Annotated in this window: 14 protein-coding genes; 8 read left to right on the forward strand and 6 right to left on the reverse strand. The window is 68.7% G+C overall.

Annotated elements, in window-relative coordinates; translation table 11 throughout:
* Positions 1 to 31 precede the first annotated feature (31 nt).
* The 5 genes from E8A74_RS00285 (at position 32) to E8A74_RS00305 (ending at position 9,895) form a co-directional block, all read left to right on the forward strand.
* Positions 32 to 1,159, forward strand: coding sequence for a UTP--glucose-1-phosphate uridylyltransferase (locus tag E8A74_RS00285; protein WP_136926848.1), 1,128 nt, complete (start codon positions 32 to 34; stop codon positions 1,157 to 1,159).
* A 122-nt stretch (positions 1,160 to 1,281) separates the two neighbouring features.
* On the forward strand, positions 1,282 to 1,785 hold the full coding sequence (locus E8A74_RS00290; RefSeq protein WP_136926849.1) for an SRPBCC family protein: 504 nt from the start codon (positions 1,282 to 1,284) through the stop codon (positions 1,783 to 1,785).
* Positions 1,782 to 4,259 carry a signal peptide peptidase SppA gene (sppA, locus tag E8A74_RS00295; protein WP_136926850.1) on the forward strand — a complete coding sequence of 826 codons (2,478 nt, stop codon included), beginning with the start codon at positions 1,782 to 1,784 and terminating at the stop codon, positions 4,257 to 4,259. Before E8A74_RS00290 ends, sppA begins: the two co-directional genes overlap by 4 nt.
* The gene (locus E8A74_RS00300; protein WP_136926851.1) at positions 4,256 to 5,188 is read left to right on the forward strand and encodes a P-loop NTPase family protein; all 933 of its coding nucleotides are present in this window, start codon (positions 4,256 to 4,258) and stop codon (positions 5,186 to 5,188) included. The genes sppA and E8A74_RS00300 overlap by 4 nt, the downstream gene beginning before the upstream one ends.
* A 27-nt stretch (positions 5,189 to 5,215) precedes the next feature.
* Positions 5,216 to 9,895 (forward strand): metallophosphoesterase, encoded by a 4,680-nt coding sequence (locus E8A74_RS00305; protein WP_136926852.1) that lies wholly within the window; start codon positions 5,216 to 5,218, stop codon positions 9,893 to 9,895.
* Here the strand turns inward: E8A74_RS00305 and E8A74_RS00310 are convergent.
* Entirely contained in the window at positions 9,879 to 11,105 is a 1,227-nt protein-coding gene (locus E8A74_RS00310; protein ID WP_136926853.1) for a hypothetical protein, read from the reverse strand. The genes E8A74_RS00305 and E8A74_RS00310 overlap by 17 nt on opposite strands.
* A gap of 170 nt (positions 11,106 to 11,275) precedes the next feature.
* Here E8A74_RS00310 and E8A74_RS00315 point away from each other — a divergent pair, with 170 nt between their 5' ends.
* Both E8A74_RS00315 and E8A74_RS00320 read left to right on the forward strand, forming a co-directional pair.
* The gene (locus E8A74_RS00315) at positions 11,276 to 12,853 is read left to right on the forward strand and encodes a SulP family inorganic anion transporter (RefSeq protein ID WP_136926854.1); all 1,578 of its coding nucleotides are present in this window, start codon (positions 11,276 to 11,278) and stop codon (positions 12,851 to 12,853) included.
* A complete protein-coding gene (locus E8A74_RS00320) occupies positions 12,853 to 13,506 on the forward strand; it encodes a carbonic anhydrase (RefSeq protein WP_136926855.1) in 654 nt (217 codons plus the stop codon). Before E8A74_RS00315 ends, E8A74_RS00320 begins: the two co-directional genes overlap by 1 nt.
* Positions 13,507 to 13,569: 63 nt before the next feature.
* Here the strand turns inward: E8A74_RS00320 and E8A74_RS00325 are convergent, their stop codons facing one another.
* The gene (locus E8A74_RS00325) at positions 13,570 to 15,051 is read right to left on the reverse strand and encodes a hypothetical protein (protein ID WP_136926856.1); all 1,482 of its coding nucleotides are present in this window, start codon (positions 15,049 to 15,051) and stop codon (positions 13,570 to 13,572) included.
* A gap of 417 nt (positions 15,052 to 15,468) precedes the next feature.
* Between E8A74_RS00325 and E8A74_RS00330 the strand changes: the two genes are divergently transcribed.
* Positions 15,469 to 17,517, forward strand: a complete 2,049-nt coding sequence (locus tag E8A74_RS00330; protein ID WP_232379295.1) for an ATP-binding protein — start codon at positions 15,469 to 15,471, stop codon at positions 17,515 to 17,517.
* Here the strand turns inward: E8A74_RS00330 and E8A74_RS00335 are convergent.
* The 4 genes from E8A74_RS00335 to E8A74_RS00350 form a co-directional block, all read right to left on the reverse strand.
* Positions 17,509 to 19,014, reverse strand: coding sequence for an aldehyde dehydrogenase family protein (locus E8A74_RS00335; RefSeq protein ID WP_136926857.1), 1,506 nt, complete (start codon positions 19,012 to 19,014; stop codon positions 17,509 to 17,511). The genes E8A74_RS00330 and E8A74_RS00335 overlap by 9 nt on opposite strands.
* 34 nt (positions 19,015 to 19,048) lie before the next feature.
* The gene (locus tag E8A74_RS00340) at positions 19,049 to 19,783 is read right to left on the reverse strand and encodes an SDR family oxidoreductase (protein ID WP_136926858.1); all 735 of its coding nucleotides are present in this window, start codon (positions 19,781 to 19,783) and stop codon (positions 19,049 to 19,051) included.
* Between the two features lie 112 nt (positions 19,784 to 19,895).
* Positions 19,896 to 20,216, reverse strand: a complete 321-nt coding sequence (locus E8A74_RS00345; protein WP_232379296.1) for a putative quinol monooxygenase — start codon at positions 20,214 to 20,216, stop codon at positions 19,896 to 19,898.
* A gap of 214 nt (positions 20,217 to 20,430) precedes the next feature.
* Entirely contained in the window at positions 20,431 to 21,987 is a 1,557-nt protein-coding gene (locus E8A74_RS00350; protein WP_136926859.1) for a sensor histidine kinase, read from the reverse strand.
* Between the last annotated feature and the right edge of the window lie 23 nt (positions 21,988 to 22,010).

A 22,010-nucleotide genomic window follows, 5' to 3' on the forward strand; every position in this document is an offset into this window, starting at 1 on the left:
TCGACACCAGCGCCGTGCTTTCTCCGCTTATGTGACGCTCGTCGAAGAGATCGCTGCTCTCCCGCCGGCCCTGCTCGCTCGCCTCCGCGCGCGTGGCTTCGATCCCGACCGTCTCGCCGCGTGGGCCGCCACGATCGGCCAGGATCGCGACAAACGAAATCGTTACGCGGGTGAAGTGCTTCCCCCCGCCGCGGGGGACGTCGTCGACACACCCGCGCCGGGCAGCCCGGAGCATGCGCGCTTCGAGGCGCTCGGCCGCGAGGCGCTCGCGCGGGGCGAGGTCGCGCTTTGTGTGCTCGCCGGCGGCATGGCGACGCGCATGGGCGGCGTCGTCAAGGCGCTCGTCGAGGCTCTGCCTGGAACGACGTTCCTCGATCTGCGCCTCGCCGAGATGGAGGCCCTCGCGCGCCGGGCGGGCGCGACCTGCCCGCTCTGGCTCATGACGAGCGAGGCCACCGAAGGCCCGATCCGCGCCGCGCTCGGCGGCCGGCTCGACAAGGGCGACGTCGCCACGTTCGAGCAGTTCGTCTCGCTCCGCCTCACGCACGAGGGGACGATCTTCCGGGACGAACACGGCGAGCCGAGCGTCTACGCGACCGGCCACGGCGACCTGCCCGACGCGCTCCGCGCGAGCGGACTTCTCGACCGCTTCATCCAACGAGGGGGCAAGACCGTGTGGATCGCGAACCTCGACAACCTCGGCGCAACCGTCGATCCGGCGATCCTCGGCTTTCACCTCGCGCACGGCGGCCCGCTCACCGTCGAGGTCGTGAACAAGGTCGGCAGCGACAAGGGCGGCGGCCCGATTCGCTGGAACGGCCGGAAGATCATCGCCGAGGAGATGCGCCTCCCGCTCGGCTTCGACCCGGCGCAGATGCCCGTCTTCAGCACGAACACCTTCCTCGTCTCGGCGCAGGCGCTCGCCTCGCTCGACCTGAAGTGGACGTACGTCGAGGTCGACAAGAAGGTCGGCGAGGCGAAGGCGGTTCAGTTCGAGCGCATCGTCAACGAGATCACGACCGCGCTCGATCCGCAGTTCCTCCGCGTCCCGCGCGATGGGGCCGCGTCGCGCTTCTTGCCCGTGAAGGACGTACCCGAGCTCGAGCGGCGCAGGCCCGAGATCGAGGCCGCGCTCCGGGCCCGAGGGATTCTTGCGTAATCGAAGGGCTCCACCCTTCTTCTCCCCTTTCCCGTGAGGGCGAGGGGATGGGGGGAGCGCATCGTTTCACGGGGGTGAGGGGATCGTTAAACCGGTACGGATCGCGCAAGGGAGCTACGGATTTGCACTTCGAGATCACGCATGAGTTCGACGTACCCCTCGATGCCCTGGAGCTCGCCGTCCTCTCGCCCGACATCGGCTTGATGATGGCCCCCTTCCTCGCGACCACGAGCGTCGCCTCGGTCGAGACGATCGAGCACGTCATCGCGAACGGCGAGCTGCGCCGCGTCCTTCGGTTCCAGGCGAACGCGCCGCTCGCCATGTTTCGCGGCTACGACATCGCCCGCGAGGCCCTCTCCTGGGAAGAGCGCTGCGTCTATCGGCTCGGCAATCACGTCGCCTCCTGGTCCGTCGCCCCGCGCGAGCAATTCCGCAAGTATTTCAGCGCTTCGGGCACCTGCCGCCTCGAACCGGCGCCCGAGGGACGCGCGCGCAGGACCGTCGAGGGCGACATCGAGATCAAGGCTGGCGTACTCTCGTCGCTCGCCGGCCGCATGGCCTTGGTCGAGATCCGCAAGATCTACGACGCCGAGGCCGAGACGTTGCGCAAGCTCTCGACCTTATGAAGAAGCTCTCCGCCCTGGCCCTCGGGGGCCTCGCCCTCGCCGCGCTCACCACGCCCTCCTCGGATCTCCACGCGCAAAGCGCGTACGTCCCCGCGCCAGGCCGCCCCGTCGCGGCCGGCGACGATGCCTCGAGCATCGCGTACAACCCGGCGAACCTCGCGTTTTTGCCCGGCGCGGAGCTGCGCTGGACCATGGCGCAGGCCGGCGCGGGCGCGGGCACGACGAACGGGCATGCCTTTGATCTCGGCCTCCCGATCCTCGGTTTGTCCACGGGCCTACGCGTCGATCTTCTCGACGTCACGACGCCCATCGGCGCATCGGCCTCGCAACGATGGCTGCGCTGGGCGCTCGCGACGAGCCTCGGCGACATGGTCTCGATCGGCACCACGTTCGGCTGGTCCTACGCCGAGCGGCGGGACCTCGACGAGCAGTTTGGCGTGACGACCGGCCTCACGATCCGCCCCTTCACCTGGTTCTCGGCCTCCGCCGTCGCGCGCGACTGGACCACGAACGCCGATCGCCGGTACGACGTCGGCTTCGCGTTTCGCCCCTTCTGGGGACGCAGGTACGCCGAGCTCGGCCTCGAAGCCTCGATCCACGAGCGCACCGGTGACGTCACGCCGCGCGCCACGCTTGGCCTCGACGTCCCGCACGTCGGCCGTTTGCGCGGTGAAGTCTCCGTGCGTGACCTCGCTGCGAGCCCCGACGTCACCGCGATGGTCGGCCTCGACGTGAACCTCGCGATGCTCCAGGCCGGCGGCGGAGCGATCTTCGGCGGCGGCGACGTCGGTTATTACGCGACGGCCGCGCTGCGCTCCTACCGCGAGCCGGGCTTGCCCTTGCCCAAGCGCGTCGCGCGCATCCGCCTCGACGGCACACCCGGCGTCCGCAAGCACGTCCAGCTCCTCCGGCGCCTCTGGCGGCTCGCCGAGGATCGCAACGTCGACGGCGTCGTCCTCCAGCTCCGCGCCGAGCCTGCGAGCTCGCTCGCGCACGCCGAGGAGGTCGGCGATGCGATCCGCTTGCTTCGCGCGAGCGGCAAGAAGGTCCTTTGCCACCTCGAAGACGCGGGCGGCCGATCGCTCCACGTCTGCGCGCAGGCCGACCGCATCGCCATGAACCCGGCCGGCGGCCTGCGCTTCGCGGGCCTCTCCTCGCAGTACATGTATTACGGCGGTGTCCTCGACAAACTCGGCGTCCGCGCTGACTTCGTCCGCGTCGCCGAGCACAAGCTCGCGGCCGAGCAGTTCACGCGCAAGGAGTCCTCCGAGATCGGGCGCCAGGACCACAAGGACCTCCTGATGCAGCTCGAAGGCATCTACATGCACGATGTCGGCGGCGGCCGGAGGATGCCGGTCTCCACGCTGCGCAAGACCATCGCGAAGGGCCCCTTCGTCGCGCCCGAGGCGCGGAGTGGCGGCCTCGTCGACGTCCTCGCGTACGACGACGAGATCGACGAGGTCGTCGAGGAGATGATGGGCGGTCGCGCGCGCATCATCGACGACGCCACGCCCTCGAATGCGCCCACCTGGTGGGGCACGCCCTCGAAGATCGCGGTCGTCTATCTCTCGGGCGACATGGTCGACGGCGAGAGCCAGACGATCCCGTTCGTCGGCGTTCGCCTCGCCGGCTCGTACACCATCGCGAAGGCGCTCAAGCGCGCGCGCGAGGACGCGAGCGTGAAGGCCGTCGTCTTCCGCATCGAGACCGGCGGCGGCTCCTCCCTCGCGGCCGACGTCATTCTTCGCGAGGCCATCCTCACCGCGAAGGCCAAGCCCTTCGCCGTCTCCATGGGCACGGCCGCGGCGAGCGGCGGGTATTACGCCGCCGTCGCGGGGGGACCGATCTTCGCGAACCGCGCCACGATCACCGGCTCGATCGGCATCTTCTACGGCAAGGTCGACCTCGTCGGCCTCCTCGGCAAGCTCGGCGTCGGCCTCGAACAGTTCCGCTCTGCACCCCGCGCGGACGCCGAGAGCCTCTATCGACCCTTCACCGAGGAAGAGCGCATCGAGCTCGGCGTGAAGGTCAAACAGTTCTACGACCTCTTCATCGCGCGTGTCGCCGAGGGCCGCAAAATGAAGCCCGAGGACGTCGACGCCGTCGCGCGTGGCCGCGTCTGGACCGGCCAGCAGGCGCTCGAACGCAAGCTCGTCGATCGCATCGGCGGCCTCCGCGAGGCGCTCGACGACGTCCGCTCCCGCGCCGAGCTCCCGCGCGACGCGCCGCTCGTCGAGTTCCCCGAGGACGACGACAACGTCCTGCTCGCGCTCGCCAAGCTCGCCGGCATCGCCGCGATCATGCCGCAAGCGGGGGCCGTGCCGATCGTCATTCCCCCGGCCTTGCTCGACCTCGCGCGGGGCCTCGCGCCCTTCATGGTCTATGACGGGACGAAGCCGCTCGCGCGCCTCGACCTCGTCGGCGACGTCTCCTTCGGCGGCGCTCCGGCGACCGTGGACGACGAACTCCCGTGAGCGACGCCGCGCCTCCGCCCGTCCTTCATGCCGAGGACGCTCGCATCACGATCGACGACGTCGTCGCGATCGATCGCCTCACGGTCCGCGCGCGCGGCGATCGGGTCCTCTGCACCGGCGAGGCCGAGGCGCTCTTCGCGGCGCTCACGGCCGTCCCGCTCCGCTCGCGCGCGCCCTCGCACGACGACGCGGCCATGCCGGGCGAAGCCTCGCTCGCTGCGGGCACCTTGCACGTCGCCGGCTTCGACGTCGCCACGCGCGCGCACCTCGACGCCGCCGGCATCGCCCCGCTCGACCCGCCCTTGCCCAAGGGCACGACCTCGCACGACTACGTCACCTGGAGCGCGCGCCTCGCCGGTTTCTCTCCCCGCGCGGCGCGTGACCTCGCGGCCTCTGCGCTCGAACGTGTGGGCCTCTCGGCCTTCCTTCGCCGCACGGTCGACACCCTCGAGCTCCCGACGCGCCGCGCGCTCGTCCTTGCGCACGCCCTCGTCGCCGATCCTCCGGTCCTCGTCCTCGAAGCGCCGCTCGCGGGCCTCGACGGCCCGGGGGCTGCGTTCGTCATGAACGCTCTTGCGCGCGCGACCGACGGCCGCGGCGCCCTTCTTTCGGCTGAGCGCCTCGATCCGGGCACGCCGGAGGGCGACCTCGCGCGCGGGGCCACCGACGTCCTCGTCTTCGCGGGCGGCGCGCTCGTCCTCGAAGGCGCGCCCGAGACGTTGTTTGCCGGCGTCCGCGTGTATGGCGTCACGATCCGCAAGAACCCTGGACCTTTCCGGGAGGAATTGCTCGCGCGCGGGATCGAGGTCACGGGCGGACCATTGCGGATGAGCGTACGGCTCTCTGCGGCGGCCTCGACGAAGGACATCGTCGCGGCGGCGAGCAAGGCGCGGGCGCCGCTCGTGGAGATGTTCCCGATCGTGGGCTAGGATTCGTCCTCGGGGGAGGGCGGATCCATGGATCGGGACGACGTTGCGTTGTTTGCGGGGACGCTGCCGGGGGCGACGGCGGCCGTGGAGCTCGCGCCGCTCGTGGAGCGGCTCTCGCCGGGGAACGAGGGCGCGCGGGAGCTCGAGGTCCTCTCCGACGAGCTCGTCTCGGCCTGGGCGCAGCGCGAGGGGTTCGATCCGCAGGCGCATTATGTCGTCGAGGCGCACCCCACGCATTCCGAGGCCTATTCCATCTCGCTTTATGAGGCCGACGCCGTCCGCCATTGGTCGACGCCCGAGCTCGTCAAGCTCCTGCGCCTCGTCCCCGCCCTCTTCGCTCGGTATTACCCCGAATCCGCCGAGGCGCGCGCCCTGCTCCCCGGCTACGATGGCTTCGACTTCCACGCCTTCGGCCGCCTTTATCGCGAGAAAATAGCCCGCGCGTTCGAGCACGTCAGCTTGCTCGGGTTTCCCCCGGATGCCCTCCGCCAGAAGGACGCCCGCGGCGACATTCGCCTCGCCGATCTCTTCGTCCCCACCCGGTTCATCACCGACGATCGCGACCAGAAAAAGCCCACGCTGGCGGGCCTCCTCCAGTATGGCAGCTCGGCCCTCATCCTCGGCGATCCCGGCATGGGGAAGACCACGCTCCTCGCGTTCCTCTCGCTCCTTCATTCGGATCCGGGCGTCACCCTCGAAGGGTATCGGCCCTCGCAGCGGCGCATTCCGTTTTTCGTCTCCCTGCGCGAATACGCCATCGAAATCCACAAGAACGAGCTGACGCTCGTTGATTTCCTCGCCGCGCGCGCCCGCTCGGACCATTCTCTCCCGAATGCGCATCCCGCCTTCTTCGAGGCCACCTTGCGCATGGGCGAGGCCCTCGTCCTGCTCGACGGCCTCGACGAGGTCGGCGCCTCCACCACCCGGAGCCGCGTCGCCAAGGCCGTCCGTGAATTCCGCGCCGCCTACCCTCGTTGCCCCGTCTGGGTCACCTCCCGCATTCACGGCTACACGGCGGACATCGCGCTCCCGCGGGGCGAATTCGAGCACCTCCGCATCGGCCCCCTCGCCGACGAGGACATCGCCCATTTCATCGAGCGCTGGTACCGCATCCAGATCCGGGAAAACGATCGCCTCCGCGAGAGCCAGCAATCCTCCCTCCGCCGCGCCGTCTTCCGCACCTCGCAGGTCCGCGCCCTCGCCACGAACCCGCTCCTGCTCACGCTCATGGCCTTCGTCCACCGCTTCCTCGGCCATTTGCCCCAGGAGCGCGGCGAGCTCTACGAAAAATGCGTCGACATGCTCCTCCGCACCTGGCTCGACGCCAAGGAGCGCCCGGAAAAACACGCCTTCGAGCGCCGCGCCCTCCCCACCGAGCTGCCACGCGCATACCTGGAAAAACTCGCGCTCCACGTCCAATCCCGCGCGCCTGGCGACGCCTACAGCGTCCGTGGCCTCTTCTCGCGGGACGACGCCCTCGATTTCCTGACCCAGCTCCACCGCGAGCGCGCCGAGGACGAAGAGCGCGCCCTCTCCCACGAGGCCGCCCACGCGGAGATGCGCGATTTTATCGATTTCGCCTGCGACCGCGTCGGCCTCCTCGTCGACCGCGGCGGCGGCAAGCTCTCCTTTTTGCACCTCACCCTCCAGGAATACCTCGCCGCCTACGCCGGCAGCTTCGACGTCGACGACGACGACGAGGTCCAGTTCGTCCGGGAACACCTCGGCGACGGGGCCTGGGAAGAAGTCCTCCTTTTGCGCTGGTTCGTCCTCGCGAAAAAACGCGGCGAACGCCGGCGCAAGCTCGTCCGTGATCTCCTCGGGGAAATCGTCGACGCGCTCGCCAAGACACCCGAGCACCCGGGCTGGCTCACGCTCGGCCGCGCCATTCGTGACGGCCTCGTCTCCCGCGAGCGCGACCGGCGCGTCATCCTCTCCGTCATCCTCTCCCGCTGGGCGCAAAAACCCGCCTTCTCGGGCGATATCTTTGCGGTCCTCGACGACATCTGCGAGTTCGGCGATTCCGACCTCCGGACCGAGCTTCGCGCCGCCTGCGCCGATCTCCAGGAGAAAGGCACGTCCGCCGAAGCCCTCGCCGCCGTCCACCTCGAAGGCAAGCTCCTCGGCGACCTCCCCGGCGTCGCCGATCGAATTCGCGCCCGCCCCGACCTCGCCGAGCTCTTGCCCGACCTCGTCGTGTTCCGCGACGAACCTGCGCTCGGCACCATCGTCGACGAGCGTTCCACCGTCGACCATTGGGCCACGGCCCTCGCCGCGCTCGGCGGCACGGCCGTCTACCGCACGACCCTCGGCTGGCTCACCGGCCTCTCCGAGAGCCCCGTCCCCTCCGAGGCCCCCTTCCTCGGCGCCGCGCGCTGGCTCCGCGACCGCATCCGCGCCGAAATCGGCTCGCGCCTCGCTTACACCGAACATTACCCCGAGCGCGTCCATTTCCTCCTGCAATCCCCCTACGGCTGGCGCCTCTCCGACTGGACGCATACCCTCACCGCGCCGCTCGCCTTCCGGAACATCCCGCAGGCCCTCGCGGCGCTCCCGCAACCCGCGCCGATCACCACCACCCTCCGCCACCCGAAGCTCGCCCGGGATCGCATGGGCAACGCCGACCTCGTCGAGGCCCCCATCATCGACCGGTTGGTGCGATTCAACCAGGACGCGCTCGCCACCTTCTCCGAGGGCGAGCCCATTCCCGAGGACACGGTCCACGACATTGCCGTCGCCTTCGTCCGCACCGTCGTCCGCACGTTCGCCTGGAGCTTCCCGCGCTCCTTCACCGGCAACCCCAAGCCCACGTTCGTCCGCGAATTCGTCCAGTCCCTCGGCCGCGACCTCCGCAGCGACATCCTCCGCTCCTTCGGCCGCGCCTTCGCGCAGAACTTCCTGCGTGACTTCTTCCGTTCGCTCGGCCGCGCCTTCCTGCGCGCCTTTGGCCCCGCCCTCGGCCGCGATTTCGTGCGCGACCTCGTGCCCGCGCCCGAGCGCCGTCGATATGCCGCGGTCTTCGGAAACCCCGACACCTTGGCCAGCGCGCTCGACTGGGAAGCCCTTTGGGATCAGGCCCTCGGCGAGGAGTCCCATGTCGCCCGCGTCCTCGAACAGGACGATTTCTGGTGGCTCATCTACATCCACCGCCCGAGGCTCGGCATTCACGCCGAGGCCCGCCTGCCGAACCTCACGTTCGACCTGAAAAACCCCCTCGCGTTGCCCGTGCTCCTCGCTGACGTGGGCACGATCGCGGCGAACGAATGGCTGTTCGCCTTGAGCCGGCACCTCCACGTCCAGCAATCCGACGAAAAATCCTCGGACGAGGCCTGGGAGACGTGGCTCGATCAGAACCCCGTCGATGCCTTCTGGGTCGCCTTCGCCTGGGACGAGCATGCCAAGCTCATTCGCCAGCACCACGGCCGCCTCGACGGCCCCCTCGGCGCCCTCGCCCTCGCCCACGCCGATTACGCGTCCCTCATGACCGGCTTCGACCTCGTGGCCACCTGTCCCGCGTGGAAATCCCTGCTCGACGAGGCCGGCGCCGAAACGATCGCCGCCCTCCGCGTCCTCGGATCCATGCCCGCGCCCCCGGCCTCCGCGCCCGCCGCCGCCGCGCCCGCCTCCGCTCCTGCGTCCGCGTCCGTATCCGCCTCTGCGCCCGCGCCCGAGGCCGCGCCGCTCTTCACGTGGCTGCACCTCTCCGACCTGCATTTTGGCCTCCCGGGCGCCGGCGACCGCCACAACCAATCGCAGATCCTCTCGATCCTCCGCGACGACCTCTCCGCCCTCGCGCGCCAAAACCTCCCGTGCCCGGACGCCATTCTCGTCACCGGCGACATCGCCTGGAGCGGCAAGCCCGATCAATACGCCGAGGCCTCGAAATGGCTGCTCGACGTCGCCCAGCGGCTCGGCCTCACCAAAGACCGTATCTTCGTCGTCCCCGGCAACCACGACGTCGATCGCGGCATGGACGCCGACCGCACCGTCAAACGCCTCCTCCGCGGCCTCCGCAGCGGCGACGACGACCTCGACGACGCCCTCGAAAATGCAGGCGACCTCGACCTCCTCCGCCGCCGCCAGGCCGCCTACCTCGATTTCGCCGCCGCCTTCGCGCCCGCCTGCCGGGACCTCTTCTGGTCTTGCACCGAGGCCACCCGCGACGGTTTGTCCCTCCGCCTCCTTGGCGTGAACACCTCGCTCCTCGCCGCCGGCGACGACGACGCGCGCAAGTTACGCCTCGGCCAGCGCCAGCGCGCGCTCCTCAACGACGCCGCGCGCGAGCGCGAGCTCGTCCTCGTCCTCGGCCATCACCCGCTCGAAGACGATTGGCTCGCCGAGCAGCGCGACCTCGCCCGATTCCTCGGGAGCCGCGCCCACGCCTATCTTGCCGGCCACGTCCACGACGCGAAGAGCGAGCGAATCGTCACGGGCGGCGGCGCCGACGCGCTTCGCATCCTTGCAGGCGCGGTGTATGGCGGACGCGAGCGCGACATCCCCCATGGCCACGCCTACAGCGTCACGTCCATCCACCGCGCCCCGAGCGGCGCCGTCCTCCGCGTCCACCCGCGCCGTTTTTCCTTCAAGAACTACGACTTCCGGCTGGATGTCGACAGCACGGACGAGGGCCGCTCCTATGCCGAGCACCCCCTCGCCCGATTGTCGCTCCCCCCCGCGGGCGGGCGCTTCGTCAGTTCAGCCCCTTGATCCGGAAGATCAGCCCCAGGCTCTTCGCCTCGTAGTCCTTCGGCGGGTTCTCGGGCGCCTTCTCCTTGTGCGACGCGGCCATGTACGCGACGCCGCCCTTCGCCATCACGAGGTCCACCGGCCACGAATACTCCACGCCGAGCAGCCTGTTGATGTCGACGACCCCCACGTACTTGCCCTTCGTGTCCCACACCGCGAGGTCACGGCAATTCGAGTCGACTACGCAAATCCCGCCGGCGCACGCGTCCGCGTCGCGCGCCCAGCAGATGTTCTCGCCGTCGTCCTTCGTGTCCTTGCTGCTCTTGCCGAGCGTGAGCTTCTTTTTCCCGTCCGCCCCGTGGATCGCCACGTAATGCGTGCTGTCGACCGACGCGGCCATCACCACGTCCTTCCCCCACGAGCGCACGAACTGCACGTTCGGCTTGTCCTTGCTGTCTTTGCCGCTCGGCCAGCCCGTGTATTTCCACGGCGTCGCCTTGCACTCGGCCATGAGGTCGACGCTCTCGACCTCGTCCGCGAACGACTTCCAGCCCCGCTTGCCGTTTGCGTCGATGCTCTTCAGCGAGCAATCGAGCGTCTCGAACTTCCCGTCCTTGTACTTGTGGGTCTTCTGGAATTCGAAGCCCACGATCGTGCCGTCGTCGAGCACTTCGATCGCATCGTCGAGCTCGCCGGGGAACGCGAGCACGCCGCCCTTGCCGAAGGCCGGATCCAGCCCGAGCTTGCATCGCTCGCCCGGCTGCACCACGTACCGCCGCACCTTCTTTTCGTGATCGAGCACGATGAGCGCGCCATCGGGAGCGAGCGCCATCGACCGGATCGCCTGGCTGAACCACTCGTGCCGCAGCTCTGGCGCCGACGTGTCGAGCAGGCACGCCTCCGCCACGAGCTCCTTGCCCGCGAGCGTCAGCGTCTCCCGCTCCTCCCCGGTCGTGATGTCCACGTTCGGCAGCGCGAATTTTTCTTTTTTCCCTGTAGCCGCGGCGGGCTTTTCCTCCGCCGTCGCCACATCCCCGGCCGGCGCCGCCGCCGCGTCCGCGGGCTTCGATTCACCCGCGGGCTTCGATTCGCCCGCCGTGGCCTCCTCGCCTGTCTTCGGGTCCGAGGCGGCCGCGCCGCCGCCGCCGCATCCAGCGGCCGCCAAGCAAAGGCCGAGCACGGCCGGGACGAGGGTCACGAGCATCGAGGGACGCGGACGACGGGACGACATAGGCGCGGTTTCTCCTGGAACCCCGTTTTCCGGGGTCAAACGCGCGCGGACGTTACAGGAGGCCCAGGCGGTCCACAACGGCCGCCGTCGTCCGGGACATCGAAGCTTTGGGCACAAATCTGATGTTCTGTCTGGCTCGCTGACAGGAACGATCGTATGCGACGGTCGGGATGACGCTCAAGGAGAACCTCGGGAAGGACCACCTCCGCTACGACGCGGCCGCGGGCTTGGTCGTCTTTCTGGTCGCGCTTCCGCTCTGCCTCGGCATCGCGCTCGCCTCCGGCGCGCCGCTGCTCGCCGGCCTCGTCGCCGGGGTCGTCGGCGGCATCGTCGTCGGCTTCGTGTCGGGCTCGGACGTCAGCGTGAGCGGCCCGGCCGCGGGCCTCACGGTCATCGTCGCGACCGCGATCCACGGCCTCGGCTACCAGGCCTTCCTCGCCGCCGTCATCTTCTGCGGCGTCCTCCAGCTCGCCTTCGGCGCCCTCCGCCTCGGCGCCATTGCCGACTACGTCCCCACGGCCGTCATCAAAGGCATGCTCGCGGCGATCGGCATCGTCATCGTCCTGAAGCAGATCCCGCACGCCCTCGGCCGGGATCTCGACTTCGAGATGGACATGAGCTTCATCGAGCCCGACGGCAAGGAGAACACCCTCTCCGCCATCGTGAAGTCGCTCCTCAGCGCGAGCGGCGGCGCCGTCGTCATCTCGCTCGTCTCGCTCGTCCTCCTGGTCGCCTGGGACAAACTCGTCGTCCCCCGTGGCAAGATCTTCAAGCTCATTCCTGCGCCGCTCGTCGTCGTCGTCGTCGGCACCCTGATCAACGAGGCGTTTCGTCTCGGCACGAACGGGTTTCACCTGAAGGGCGAGGACGGGCACCTCGTCTCGCTCCCGATCCTCCGCTCGCCCGTGGACATCGTCGGCGAGCTGCCGCGCCCGATGTGGGCCGCGTTCAAGGACCAACGCATCTACGTCACGGGCGCGACGCTCGCCGCCGTGGCGAGCCTCGAATCGCTGCTCGCCCTCGAAGCCGGGCAGCGCCTCGACCCGTACAAGCGCATCGCCCTGCCGAACCGTGAGCTCGTCGCGCAGGGCCTCGGCAACATCACCTCGGGCCTGCTCGGCGGTTTGCCCGTCACGTCGGTCGTCGTGCGCACGAGCGCGAACGTGTATGCCGGCGGCCGCACCCGCTGGTCGACGATCCTCCACGCGCTCCTCCTGCTCGCCGCGGTCCTCTTCCTCGGCCGCATCCTCAATCACGTCCCGCTCGCCGCGCTCGCCGCGCTCCTCATCGTCATCGGCTCGAAGCTCGCGCCGCGCGCGCTCTTCCGGCAGATGTGGCACGAGGGCCTCGGCGTGTTCGTCCCGTTCATCGTGACGATCCTGGCGATCGTCTTCACCGACCTGCTCAAGGGCGTCCTCATCGGCCTCGCCGTCGGCGTCTTCTTCGTCATCCGCACGAACTCGCACGCGGCGATGATCGTGGTCTCGCAGGACAACTATTCGCTCCTGCGCTTCAACAAGGACATCAGCTTCGTGCACAAGGCCGAGCTCAAGGAGAAGCTCGCGAGGGTCCCTGAGGGCACGACGCTCATCGTCGACGGCACCCGCGCGCTCCACGTGGATCGGGACGCGTTCGAGGTGCTCGACGACTTCGTCGAGAACGCGAAGTTCAAGGACATCAAGGTCGAATTCAAGAACCTGCGTGGCAAGCGCCCCGACGGGGAGCTCCCGCCGGCGAGGACATCGTGATGGACGCGTACAAGAAGCTCCTGCTCAGCAACAAGGCCTGGGTCGCCGAGAAGCTCGCCATCCGCGCCGACTACTTCGAGCGCACGGCGACGACCCAGACGCCCGCCTACCTGTGGATCGGCTGCTCCGACAGCCGTGTCCCTGCCGAGTCTGTCACCAGCACCGAGCCCGGCGAGCTCTTCGTGCACCGGAACATCGCGAACCTCGTCGTCCACACCGACCTCAACATGCTCTCGGTGCTCCAGTACGCGGTCGAGGTGCTCGAGGTGAAGCACATCATCGTCTGCGGCCATTACGGGTGCGGCGGCGTGCGCAACGCGATGACGAACCGCTCCTTCGGCCTCATCGACAAGTGGCTCCGCCACATCAAGGACGTCTATCGCGTGCACCGCCGCGACCTCGAGACCCTCGCCGACGTCGACAAACGCCTCGACCGCCTGGTCGAGTTCAACGTCGCCGAGCAGGTGCAGAACCTCGCCGAGACGAGCTTCGTCCAGCACGCCTGGGCGCTTCACAACCGCCCCACGCTGCACGGCTGGGTTTACGACATTCGCACCGGCTTTTTGAAGGAGCACGCCCTCATGAAGCCAGGCACCCCGCTCGAAGACATTTACCGTTTCGACTTCGACGACGTGCCTCGCTCGGAGACGTGAGGCAGGCCGGTCCCGAGGGGGACGCCTCGCGTCCCCACTCGGCCGGTGGTTCGATCCGCCGCTTCAGGGGCAGGGGCCTGCGTACGGGTAACCATTCGCATTCGCGCACGAGGCCGCCTTCGACGACGACATCGCGGCGAACGTGATGTCGGCGCAGCCGTTGACGTTGCCGGTGTTGTAGGTGTAGGTCCCGACGTTGCCCGTGACGATGTTGTAGCCGGGGAAGGCCGCCTGCCCGCACTGCACGGCCTCGCTCAGCGAGTTGGCATAAAACGCGTTGGCCTGGAGCAGGCAGCCCCAGTAGTTTTCGATCCCCACGGTGAAGTACTGCGCCTGCGACCCGGCCGGCTGCCCCGAGCAGGTCGGCACGGGGCACGCGCCGCAGTCTTGCTGACACGAACCGCACGTCTCGCCATTGTCGCAAGTGCCGTTGCCGCAGCACGTGCCTCCGCAGTCGGACGGGCACGTGCTGCACGACTCGCCAACGCTGGTGTTGCATACACCGTTGCCACAGCAACCGCCGCAATCTTGCGAGCAACTGCCACACCACTCGGAGCCATTGCAGAGTCCGTCGCCGCATTTGCAGTCGGACGGGCAGCTCGACGGCGTCTCGTCGCTGTTGCACGCGCCGTCGCCGCAGCCGGCCACCCTGCACTCGCCGAACCACTTGCGACACAGGCCGTGCGTGCTGCCGTCGGGGAAGCACACGTCCCCGTAGCCATGGTTGTAAATCGCGTGCTCCGTGAACTTCGTCTTCTGCGCGCCGCCGTCGTCGAACAGCTTGCACTCGACCGAGCGCCCGTCGGGCAGCGTCGCCTCGCCGAACCAGCGCCGGCAGATGCCCGCGGCGCCGTTGCCCGGCACGCACGCCTGCTTGCGACCCGGCGAGAACACCGCATCCGACGGGCCCGCCATGTCGGCCTCGCCGTCGTTGAAGACATTGAAGTACACCGGCGTGTGGCTCGGGTCGGTGGTTTGGCAGCGGCCGAACCACTTGCGGCAGGTGCCGCCCGGGGTGCCGTCGGGCACGCACGCCCGGCCCGAGCCGCTCTCGAGGTAAATCGCCTGCGACGGCCCGACCATGTCGGCGTAGCCGTCGTTGAACACGAAGCACTCGACGCCCTGCCCCGTCGGCAGCGTCGCGCACTGGCCCGGTACACCCGCCGCGCCGCATGCCTGCCCATAAGCGCACGAGCCGCCGGTGCAGATCCCGCCGCAGCCGTCGGGCGCCCCGCACGCCTGGCCCGAGCACTGGGGCGTACACCCACACTGGGCGTACACGCCGCCGCCGCCGCAGGTCGTGCCTGCCGGGCAGGAGCCGCTGGCACACTTGCCGCCGCAGCCGTTGGAGGCCCCGCACACCTTGCCCGTACACTTGGGCGTGCAGGTCGGGGGAGGGGGGTCGCCGGGTTCGCACGTTTCGCAGGTGGCGGCAGCGCTGTACGAGGCGACGTTTTCTTCTTCCAGCGAAGCGTCTTCGGGCGCAACGCCGCACGCGCCGGCGACGAGCGCACCCGCGACCAAGGCCACCGCGACGCCGAGCACGCCCCGGTGGGAGCCCCTCCGCGGACCGGGAGAACTCGAGAAGGAACGCTTGGAATCGATATGTGGTTTCATACGTGCAAGCTCCCCGATAGGCCATGCGCCGCGACGTCGTAGGTCTCGGCGGGCCAAGTCGAACGGGAGCTTGGGATCGGGGGCGTGACGGAAGCGTGACAGGACGCGGTGAGCAGATTTTCGTCGCGCTTCCGCGCCGATAGCTCGGTCCCTCCCGGGAGCGCGCAGCATCGCCGATTGCTGCTCGATGGTAGCGGCCTGACCCAAGGTGGGGCATGACTCGGTGGGACCGCATCCTTAATCGCCCCCGCCTCCCGTCGATGGCGCTGGAGGCCTCCGAGGTCACAGCGCCACGTGCACGCTCAGGGCAACTCCACAAAAGGGATCCTCGACTGGCATCTCTCCGTGCTGGGAGAGGTCCGACTCGTTGGTCCCAACGGCCCGGCGCGGCTCGAAAAGAAGGCGTTCGGGCTCCTTGCTTATCTGGCGGTCGAGGGGGCGACGCCGAAGTCGAGGCTCGCCGGGCTGTTCTGGTCCGACTCGCCCGAGGCGACGGCGCGGGCCAACCTGCGACAGCTCCTCCGGCGGCTGAAGGTGGCGACCGGCGACGTGCTCGTGAGCGGCGCAGATCCGCTGGCCCTGGCGGCCTCCGTGGGCGCGGACGTGAGCGCGCTGCGAGGCGCGCGCCGTACGGAGCTCGCGGCGCGCGCCACCGAGCTGCCCTTGGGCCGGTTGCTCGGTCAGCTCGCGTTCGACGACGCACCGCTGTTCGACGAGTGGCTGCACAGCGCGCGCGCCAACGTGGACGCCGCGCGGCGTCTGGCGATCACCGCCGCGATCGACGCGCACGAGCGAAGCGGTCGCCTTGCCGACGCGCTCGCGCTCGCCGCGCGTGCCGTGGAGCTCGAACCACGTTCGGAGGACGCGCACCGGCAGCGGATGCGCCTGCTTTATGCCGCGGGAGATCGGGGCGAAGCGCTCGCGGTCTTTCAGCGCCTGCGCGCGATGCTGGAGCGGGAGCTCGGGATCGAGCCCTCACGCGCAACGACCGAGCTTGCCCGCGAGATCGCGCGCTCTGTCGAGCAACGGGGGCCGAGGTCCGCGCCGTCGGCGAGCGCGATCCCGCTCTCCGTGCTCCGGCCTCCGGAGCTCGTGGGCCGCGAGGAGGCGTGGGCGCGGATGGAGGCGGCTTGGGCCGCCGGCCAGGCCATCGTCATCGGCGGCCCGCCCGGCATCGGGAAGAGCCGCCTCATGCACGATTTCCTCAACGCGGTGGCGAAGCCGTTTTTCTTCTCGGGCCGCCCCGGCGACCGCGCCGTGCCTTACGGGACGCACGCACGCGTGTACAGCGAAATGCTGGCGAAGATTGACGCGGCGAAGCTCGCTCCCTGGGCGCGCGCCGAGCTCGCGCGGCTCGTGCCGGCGCTCGGGCAGGCGCCGGGGCCGATGGAGAGCGAGGCGGACAAGATACGCATGCTCCAGGCCGAGATCGAAGCGCATCGCCTCGCGGCGCGTGAAGGCTACGACGCGTTCGGCGTCGACGACATCCAGTTCGTGGACGCCGCGACCGCGGAAGCCGGGCAATACGTGATGGCGCAGCTCTTCCAGGACCCGACGGTGAAGCTGCGCGCCGTGCTCTGTTATCGCGCGGGCGAGCTGCCCGAGGCGATCATGGCGTCCATCCGCGAGGGCGTGGCGTTTGGCCTGGGGATCCATATCGAGCTCGATCCGCTCCCCCCGGCCGGCGTGCGGCAGCTCCTCGGGAGCCTCGACGTGCCCGGCATTGCCGACATGGCCGACTCGATCGCGAGCTACGCGGGCGGCAATCCGCTCTTCGTGCTCGAGACCGTGAAGCACGTGATCGCGTCGGGCGCGCTCTCGCGCGCCGAAGTCGCGCGTATGCCCCCCGGCCGCATCGGCGTGATCCTCGAAGGCACGCTCTTGCGCTTGTCGGAGCCGGCGTTGCAGATGGCGCGCGTCCTCGCGCTGCTCGGCTCGAATTTCACGCTCGCGAGCGCGTCGGCCGCGCTCGAAGCCAGCGCCGCTGCCGCTGCCGCTTGCTGGGCGGAGCTCACGGCCGCGCACGTCGTGCATGGCATGGGCTTCAGCCACGATCTCATCGGGGAGACCGTCCTCGCGACGCTCCCGCGCCCCGTCGAGGTGCTCCTGCGCCGCCGGCTGGCGGTGGCGCTCGAAGCGCTGGGCGGAGACCCAGCCCTCGTGGCCGAGCAATGGCGCGGCGCAGGCGAACCTTGCATGGTGGGTCGAAAGCTGATGGATGCGGCGACGTCGTCCCGCGCCGTCTTTTTGCCGCGCGAGGCCGCGGTCTTTTACGAGCGCGCCGCCGAGGCGTTCCGCGAGGGCGGCGACGTGGTCGCGGCGAACGAGGTCTTCAAGATGCGCGATCGGCTCCTCCAGCGGGCGGGGGCCGCCGACAGGCAGCCGTCACGGTGAGGCGTGGGCGATCGCGGCCGCCGGAAAGTCGACCGGAACCGCGATCGTCTTCGTCTCCAGATACTCCTCGAAGCCTTCGATCCCCATCTCGCGGCCAATGCCCGATTGCTTGTAGCCGCCGAAGGGAGCGTTCGGAGAGAAGAAGAACGCCCCGTTCACGTTCATGGAACCCGTGCGGATGCGGCGGGCCACCTTCATGGCGCGTTCGGGAGACGCCGAGATCACCGACCCGGAAAGGCCGTAGATCGAGTCGTTCGCGATACGGATTGCGTCTTCATCATCTTCGAAGGGGATGACGACGAGGACGGGACCGAAGATTTCTTCTTTCGCGATCGTCATCGTGTTCTCGACGTCGGCGAAGAGCGTGGGCTCGACGTAGTAGCCTTTCGCGAAGCGCGGAGGCTTGCCCCCGCCCACCACGAGCCGCGCCCCCTCGGCCTTTCCCTTCTCGATATAGGCGAGAACGCGCTCACGCTGTGCGGCGTTGATCATCGGGCCCATGATGTTCTTCCTGTCGGTCGGGTCGCCGTAGGGCACGTTGCGATAGATCGACTCCAGAATGGCGATGGCCTCGTCGTAACGCGAGCGCGGAACGAGAAGCCGCGTATTCAGCACGCAGCCCTGGCCGGCGTTCGCGCACACGAAACTGGCGCCCACCAGGGCGCGAGAGAAATCCGCATCGTCGAGGATGATCATCGCGGACTTCCCGCCGAGCTCGAGCAGCGTCCTCTTGATGGTTTTCGCGGCGCTCTCCATGACGCGGCGTCCTGTGGCCGTCGACCCCGTGAAGGAGACGACGTCCACACGCGGGTCGGCGGTGAGCATGGCGCCGAGGGATCCGTCGGCCGACGACGTCAGCACGTTGAACGCCCCCGGCGGCAGGTCCGGGCATTGCGACGCGACGCGCCCCAACATCGTGGCCGCCCACGGCGTGTCGTGCGCGGCCTTGAGCACGACCGTGCAGCCGGCCGCCAGCGCGGGAATGGTCTTCTGCAGGTTCGTTTGCACCGGCGCATTCCAAGGGGTGATGGCCACCACCACGCCCGCGGCCTCCTTGCACACCAGGCGGCGCGCGGCGCCGCCCATGGGCGAGCCGAGGTCCTCGAGCTCGCGCTCGAACGGATAGGTGGCCAGCAACCGGAGCGAATAGTCGATGTCCGCGACCGAGCTGTCGAGCATCGGCCCGTGCGTGAAGGCGATCGGACATCCGCTCTCGGCGACGATCTGACGCCGCCACGCGTCGGACGCGGCCTTGAGGCCATCACGAAGCTGGATCAGCGCTCGGGTGCGCCGTGCCTTGTTGGTCGACCAATCCGACTCGTCAAAGCAGCGACGAGCGGCAGCGATCGCGCGATCGGCATCGGCCAAGGAAGCCGAGGCCACGACCCCCGCGATCTCTTCGGTCGCTGGATTGATGACGTCATAAGTTCGCCCCCCCTCCGCGTCGACCAACGCGCCGTTGATGAAGAGCCGACGTTCTGCATTCAGGTTTTCCATGGTCTTATCTCACTTTGTCGAGGTGTTGCGATGGCTAGACGAGCGCCAAAGCGTCCGGGCCCGCCGGAAAGCGGAGTTGACTGGAGACGTCGTTCGCGGCTCTCCACACCGCGTCGGCCACGTCCGCTGGCGTGGTCACCGCGGGCGGATTCGCGAAGCCTGCGAAGATGGGCTCGGCGAACGCGGCGTAGGCCGCGGGAATCAGGTCCGCGACCGGGATGTCCGTGTTCTGCGCGAAATTCGTGGACGGGCCGTATCCGGGTTCCACGAGCTTGGCGCGCACGTTGAAGGCCTGAAGCTCCAGTGCCAACGACCCCGTGAAACCTTCGATCGCCATCTTGCTTGCGGTGTAGGCCGACGTGAGCGGCATCGGCGTCAGCGTCACGCTGGAGGTCACGTTCACGACCACACCCGACTTGCGCGCGCGGAACTGCGGGATGACGGCTTGGGTCATTGCCATCACGCCGAACGTGTTCGTCTCGAAGACCTTGCGGACGTGCGACATGGGCGTCGCCTCGAATGCTCCGACGACGCCGATGCCGGCGTTGTTGACGAGCGCGTCGAGGGGGCCACTCGCGTCGATCGCATTCGCGATGCTCGCCGCGCTCGTCACGTCGAGCGCGAGGACGCGCATCCGCTCCGAACGCGGAAAAAGGTCTTCGCGCGGGGTTCGCATCGTCGCGATGACCCGCCACCCGCGCTCGTGAAAGCAGCGCGCCGTCTCGAGCCCGTACCCAGACGAGCAACCCGTGATCAATACCGTCTTCATGCTCATGCTCCGTTTCCGAAAGGGTTGGAAGTGGACGACCCATGCGGGTCGTGTCGTGTCGTGCGTCGCGCTGCTGCTCCGTCGTGGTGCGCGCAGCGGTCCGCGAGAACTGTCATTCGCGTAGGATCCCGCCGACGGGCACGACGTCCTGGTAGTGCGCGGCATCGACGAGCAGGGGGCCGATCCGGGCGACCAGGGCTTTCGTCTCCTCTCGCGCGAAGTGCTCGGCGTGGGCGTCCCTCGTCGTCCAGCCCTCCGTCACGTGAATCACGCTCGGATCACCGACAGAGCGGCAGACGAGGTAAAGAACGCAATCCGGATTGCTCGTCGGCGTGCCGCTGAGGAGGAGATGAATCAGCTCCTCCGACGTTCCGTCGCGGGCTCTCATCGTCGCCTGAAAGCCGTGCGTTGCGCTCATTCTGCGTTGGGACATGCCCGTTCTCCTTATTGCCTTCGCAATCGTCCAGCGTGCCGAACGAGATTCGCTGTCGCGGGCGCGCGGGTGTACCCACGCGCTCTCGCGTGCAAGCTCGTCGGGAACGACGCTGATTCGTGCCCTTAACCTATCGTCCGAGACGCGCCTCTTCCACCCTCTCTTGGTAGGGTATGGCGACGTCTCGTCGTGCGCGTCGCAGCGCGAGAGGAATTCAGAGGCGAGGCAGGACCAGATGCACGGCCATTCCGAACGGCTGCATGGGCTCCGCCCAGATGCGGCCGCCGTGGGCCAATACGATCTTGCGCGTGATCGTCAGGCCGAAGCCGAGCCCGTCCACCTTCGTCGTGAACAACGGCTCGAACAGCTTCGCTTGCTGCGCGGGGGAGATCGGATCTCCGACGTCCACGATCGAAACCCGCACGCCGTCACCGTCCACCGCGCTGCGAAGCGTGAGGAGTCGCTCGCGACCCGCCACGAGTTTGAGCACGTCGATGGCGTTTCGGAGGAGATTGAAGATCGCCTGCTGCAACTGCGTGACGTCACCGTCGACCTCCGGCACGTCTTGCAGCTCCACCTGCGTTCGAATGCGCGCCCGATCGAGCTCCACGCGCGTCATGGCCAGCACGTCGCGTAGCAGGTCGTTGATTCGAACGCGGCTCCGTTGAAGGTCGCTGCCCCTCACGAGCGACCGCAGACCGTTCACCACGGCCACGACACGGTGGACGTCCCGGACCGCGCCTTCCGCGGCTTCCCTCGCCTCGTCGAGCTCCGGAGGCGCGTGGGCGAGCCAGCGCAGGCTCGCCTCGGCATTCGCCGCGATCGCGGTGAGCGGCTGATTGATCTCGTGAATGATGGAACCCGCGAGCTCCCCGAGCGACGCGAGACGAAGCGCGTTCTCGAGTTCGGACTGCTGCCGGCGGAGGGCCGCCTCGGTCTCCCGCCGCTCCGTCACGTCGGTGAGCACGCCGTAGTAGGAGAGGTCGCCGTGGTGATCACGGTCCACGTCACCGATGCACTGGAGCCGGCGAATCTGCCCATCGAGAACGACCCGATACTCGAAGTTCATGGGCAGCAGGTTGGCGACACTCGTGATGAGCTCGTCCACCGTGCGTTGTCGGTCTTCGGGGATGATCTTCTCGGCCCACACCTCGAAATCGACCACCGCGAGCGTCGGGTCCAGGCCGAAGAGCTTGTAGCACTCGAGCGAAGCGAACGATTGCCGCGTGCGCGTGTTGAACCGGAAGTCTCCCATCCTCCCGACCTGCTGATGCTTCACGAGCATGCTCGTGGTCTCGCGCAACACGGTCTCGGCATCGAGCCGTGCGCGCCGCTCACGTTCGAGCATGGCGCCGAGGCGTGCTCTCTCGTGAGCAGCAGCAAATCGTTCGATGAGCGGCAAGAGTGCGGCCAGCGTTTCGTTTCCCACCGAACGGCCGTGCGCGAAGACGACCTGCAACACCCCGATCGGCCCGAGCTGGTGGCGCAGCGGAATCAGGAGCTGTTCACCGACCTCGCCTGCCGACGCGAGCCGCAGGGCCTCGCTCCCGTTCCACACGAGCTCGAGGAGCTCCCGCGGGAGCTCTCCGTCGACGCGTTCTTTCGCCATCGCGGGTGGCTCGGGCGCTGCGAGGTACACGGCCCCGCCGAATGCGTTCGCTTGGTCCAGCGTACGCTCGAGCAGCTCCTCGGCCAGGCGAGCGACTTCCGCTTCGGGGGGCGTCCGAAACTCCGCGAACGAACTACGTAACGAGAGGCGCTCAAGAATCATGGTTGCCACACCTCAACCCTACC

The sequence above is a fragment of the Polyangium fumosum genome, from assembly GCF_005144585.1.
GTDB classification, from domain to species: domain Bacteria; phylum Myxococcota_A; class Polyangia; order Polyangiales; family Polyangiaceae; genus Polyangium; species Polyangium fumosum.

What these genes read in the sequence shown, in the direction of transcription:
- sppA (WP_136926850.1), top strand. Translation starts at nt 1,782, where the DNA reads ATGAAGAAGCTCTCCGCCCTGGCCCTCGGGGGCCTCGCCCTCGCCGCG.
- E8A74_RS00305 (WP_136926852.1), top strand. Translation starts at nt 5,216, where the DNA reads ATGGATCGGGACGACGTTGCGTTGTTTGCGGGGACGCTGCCGGGGGCG.
- E8A74_RS00310 (WP_136926853.1), bottom strand. Translation starts at nt 11,105, where the DNA reads ATGTCGTCCCGTCGTCCGCGTCCCTCGATGCTCGTGACCCTCGTCCCG.
- E8A74_RS00315 (WP_136926854.1), top strand. Translation starts at nt 11,276, where the DNA reads ATGACGCTCAAGGAGAACCTCGGGAAGGACCACCTCCGCTACGACGCG.
- E8A74_RS00320 (WP_136926855.1), top strand. Translation starts at nt 12,853, where the DNA reads ATGGACGCGTACAAGAAGCTCCTGCTCAGCAACAAGGCCTGGGTCGCC.
- E8A74_RS00335 (WP_136926857.1), bottom strand. Translation starts at nt 19,014, where the DNA reads ATGGAAAACCTGAATGCAGAACGTCGGCTCTTCATCAACGGCGCGTTG.
- E8A74_RS00340 (WP_136926858.1), bottom strand. Translation starts at nt 19,783, where the DNA reads ATGAAGACGGTATTGATCACGGGTTGCTCGTCTGGGTACGGGCTCGAG.
- E8A74_RS00345 (WP_232379296.1), bottom strand. Translation starts at nt 20,216, where the DNA reads ATGTCCCAACGCAGAATGAGCGCAACGCACGGCTTTCAGGCGACGATG.
- E8A74_RS00350 (WP_136926859.1), bottom strand. Translation starts at nt 21,987, where the DNA reads ATGATTCTTGAGCGCCTCTCGTTACGTAGTTCGTTCGCGGAGTTTCGG.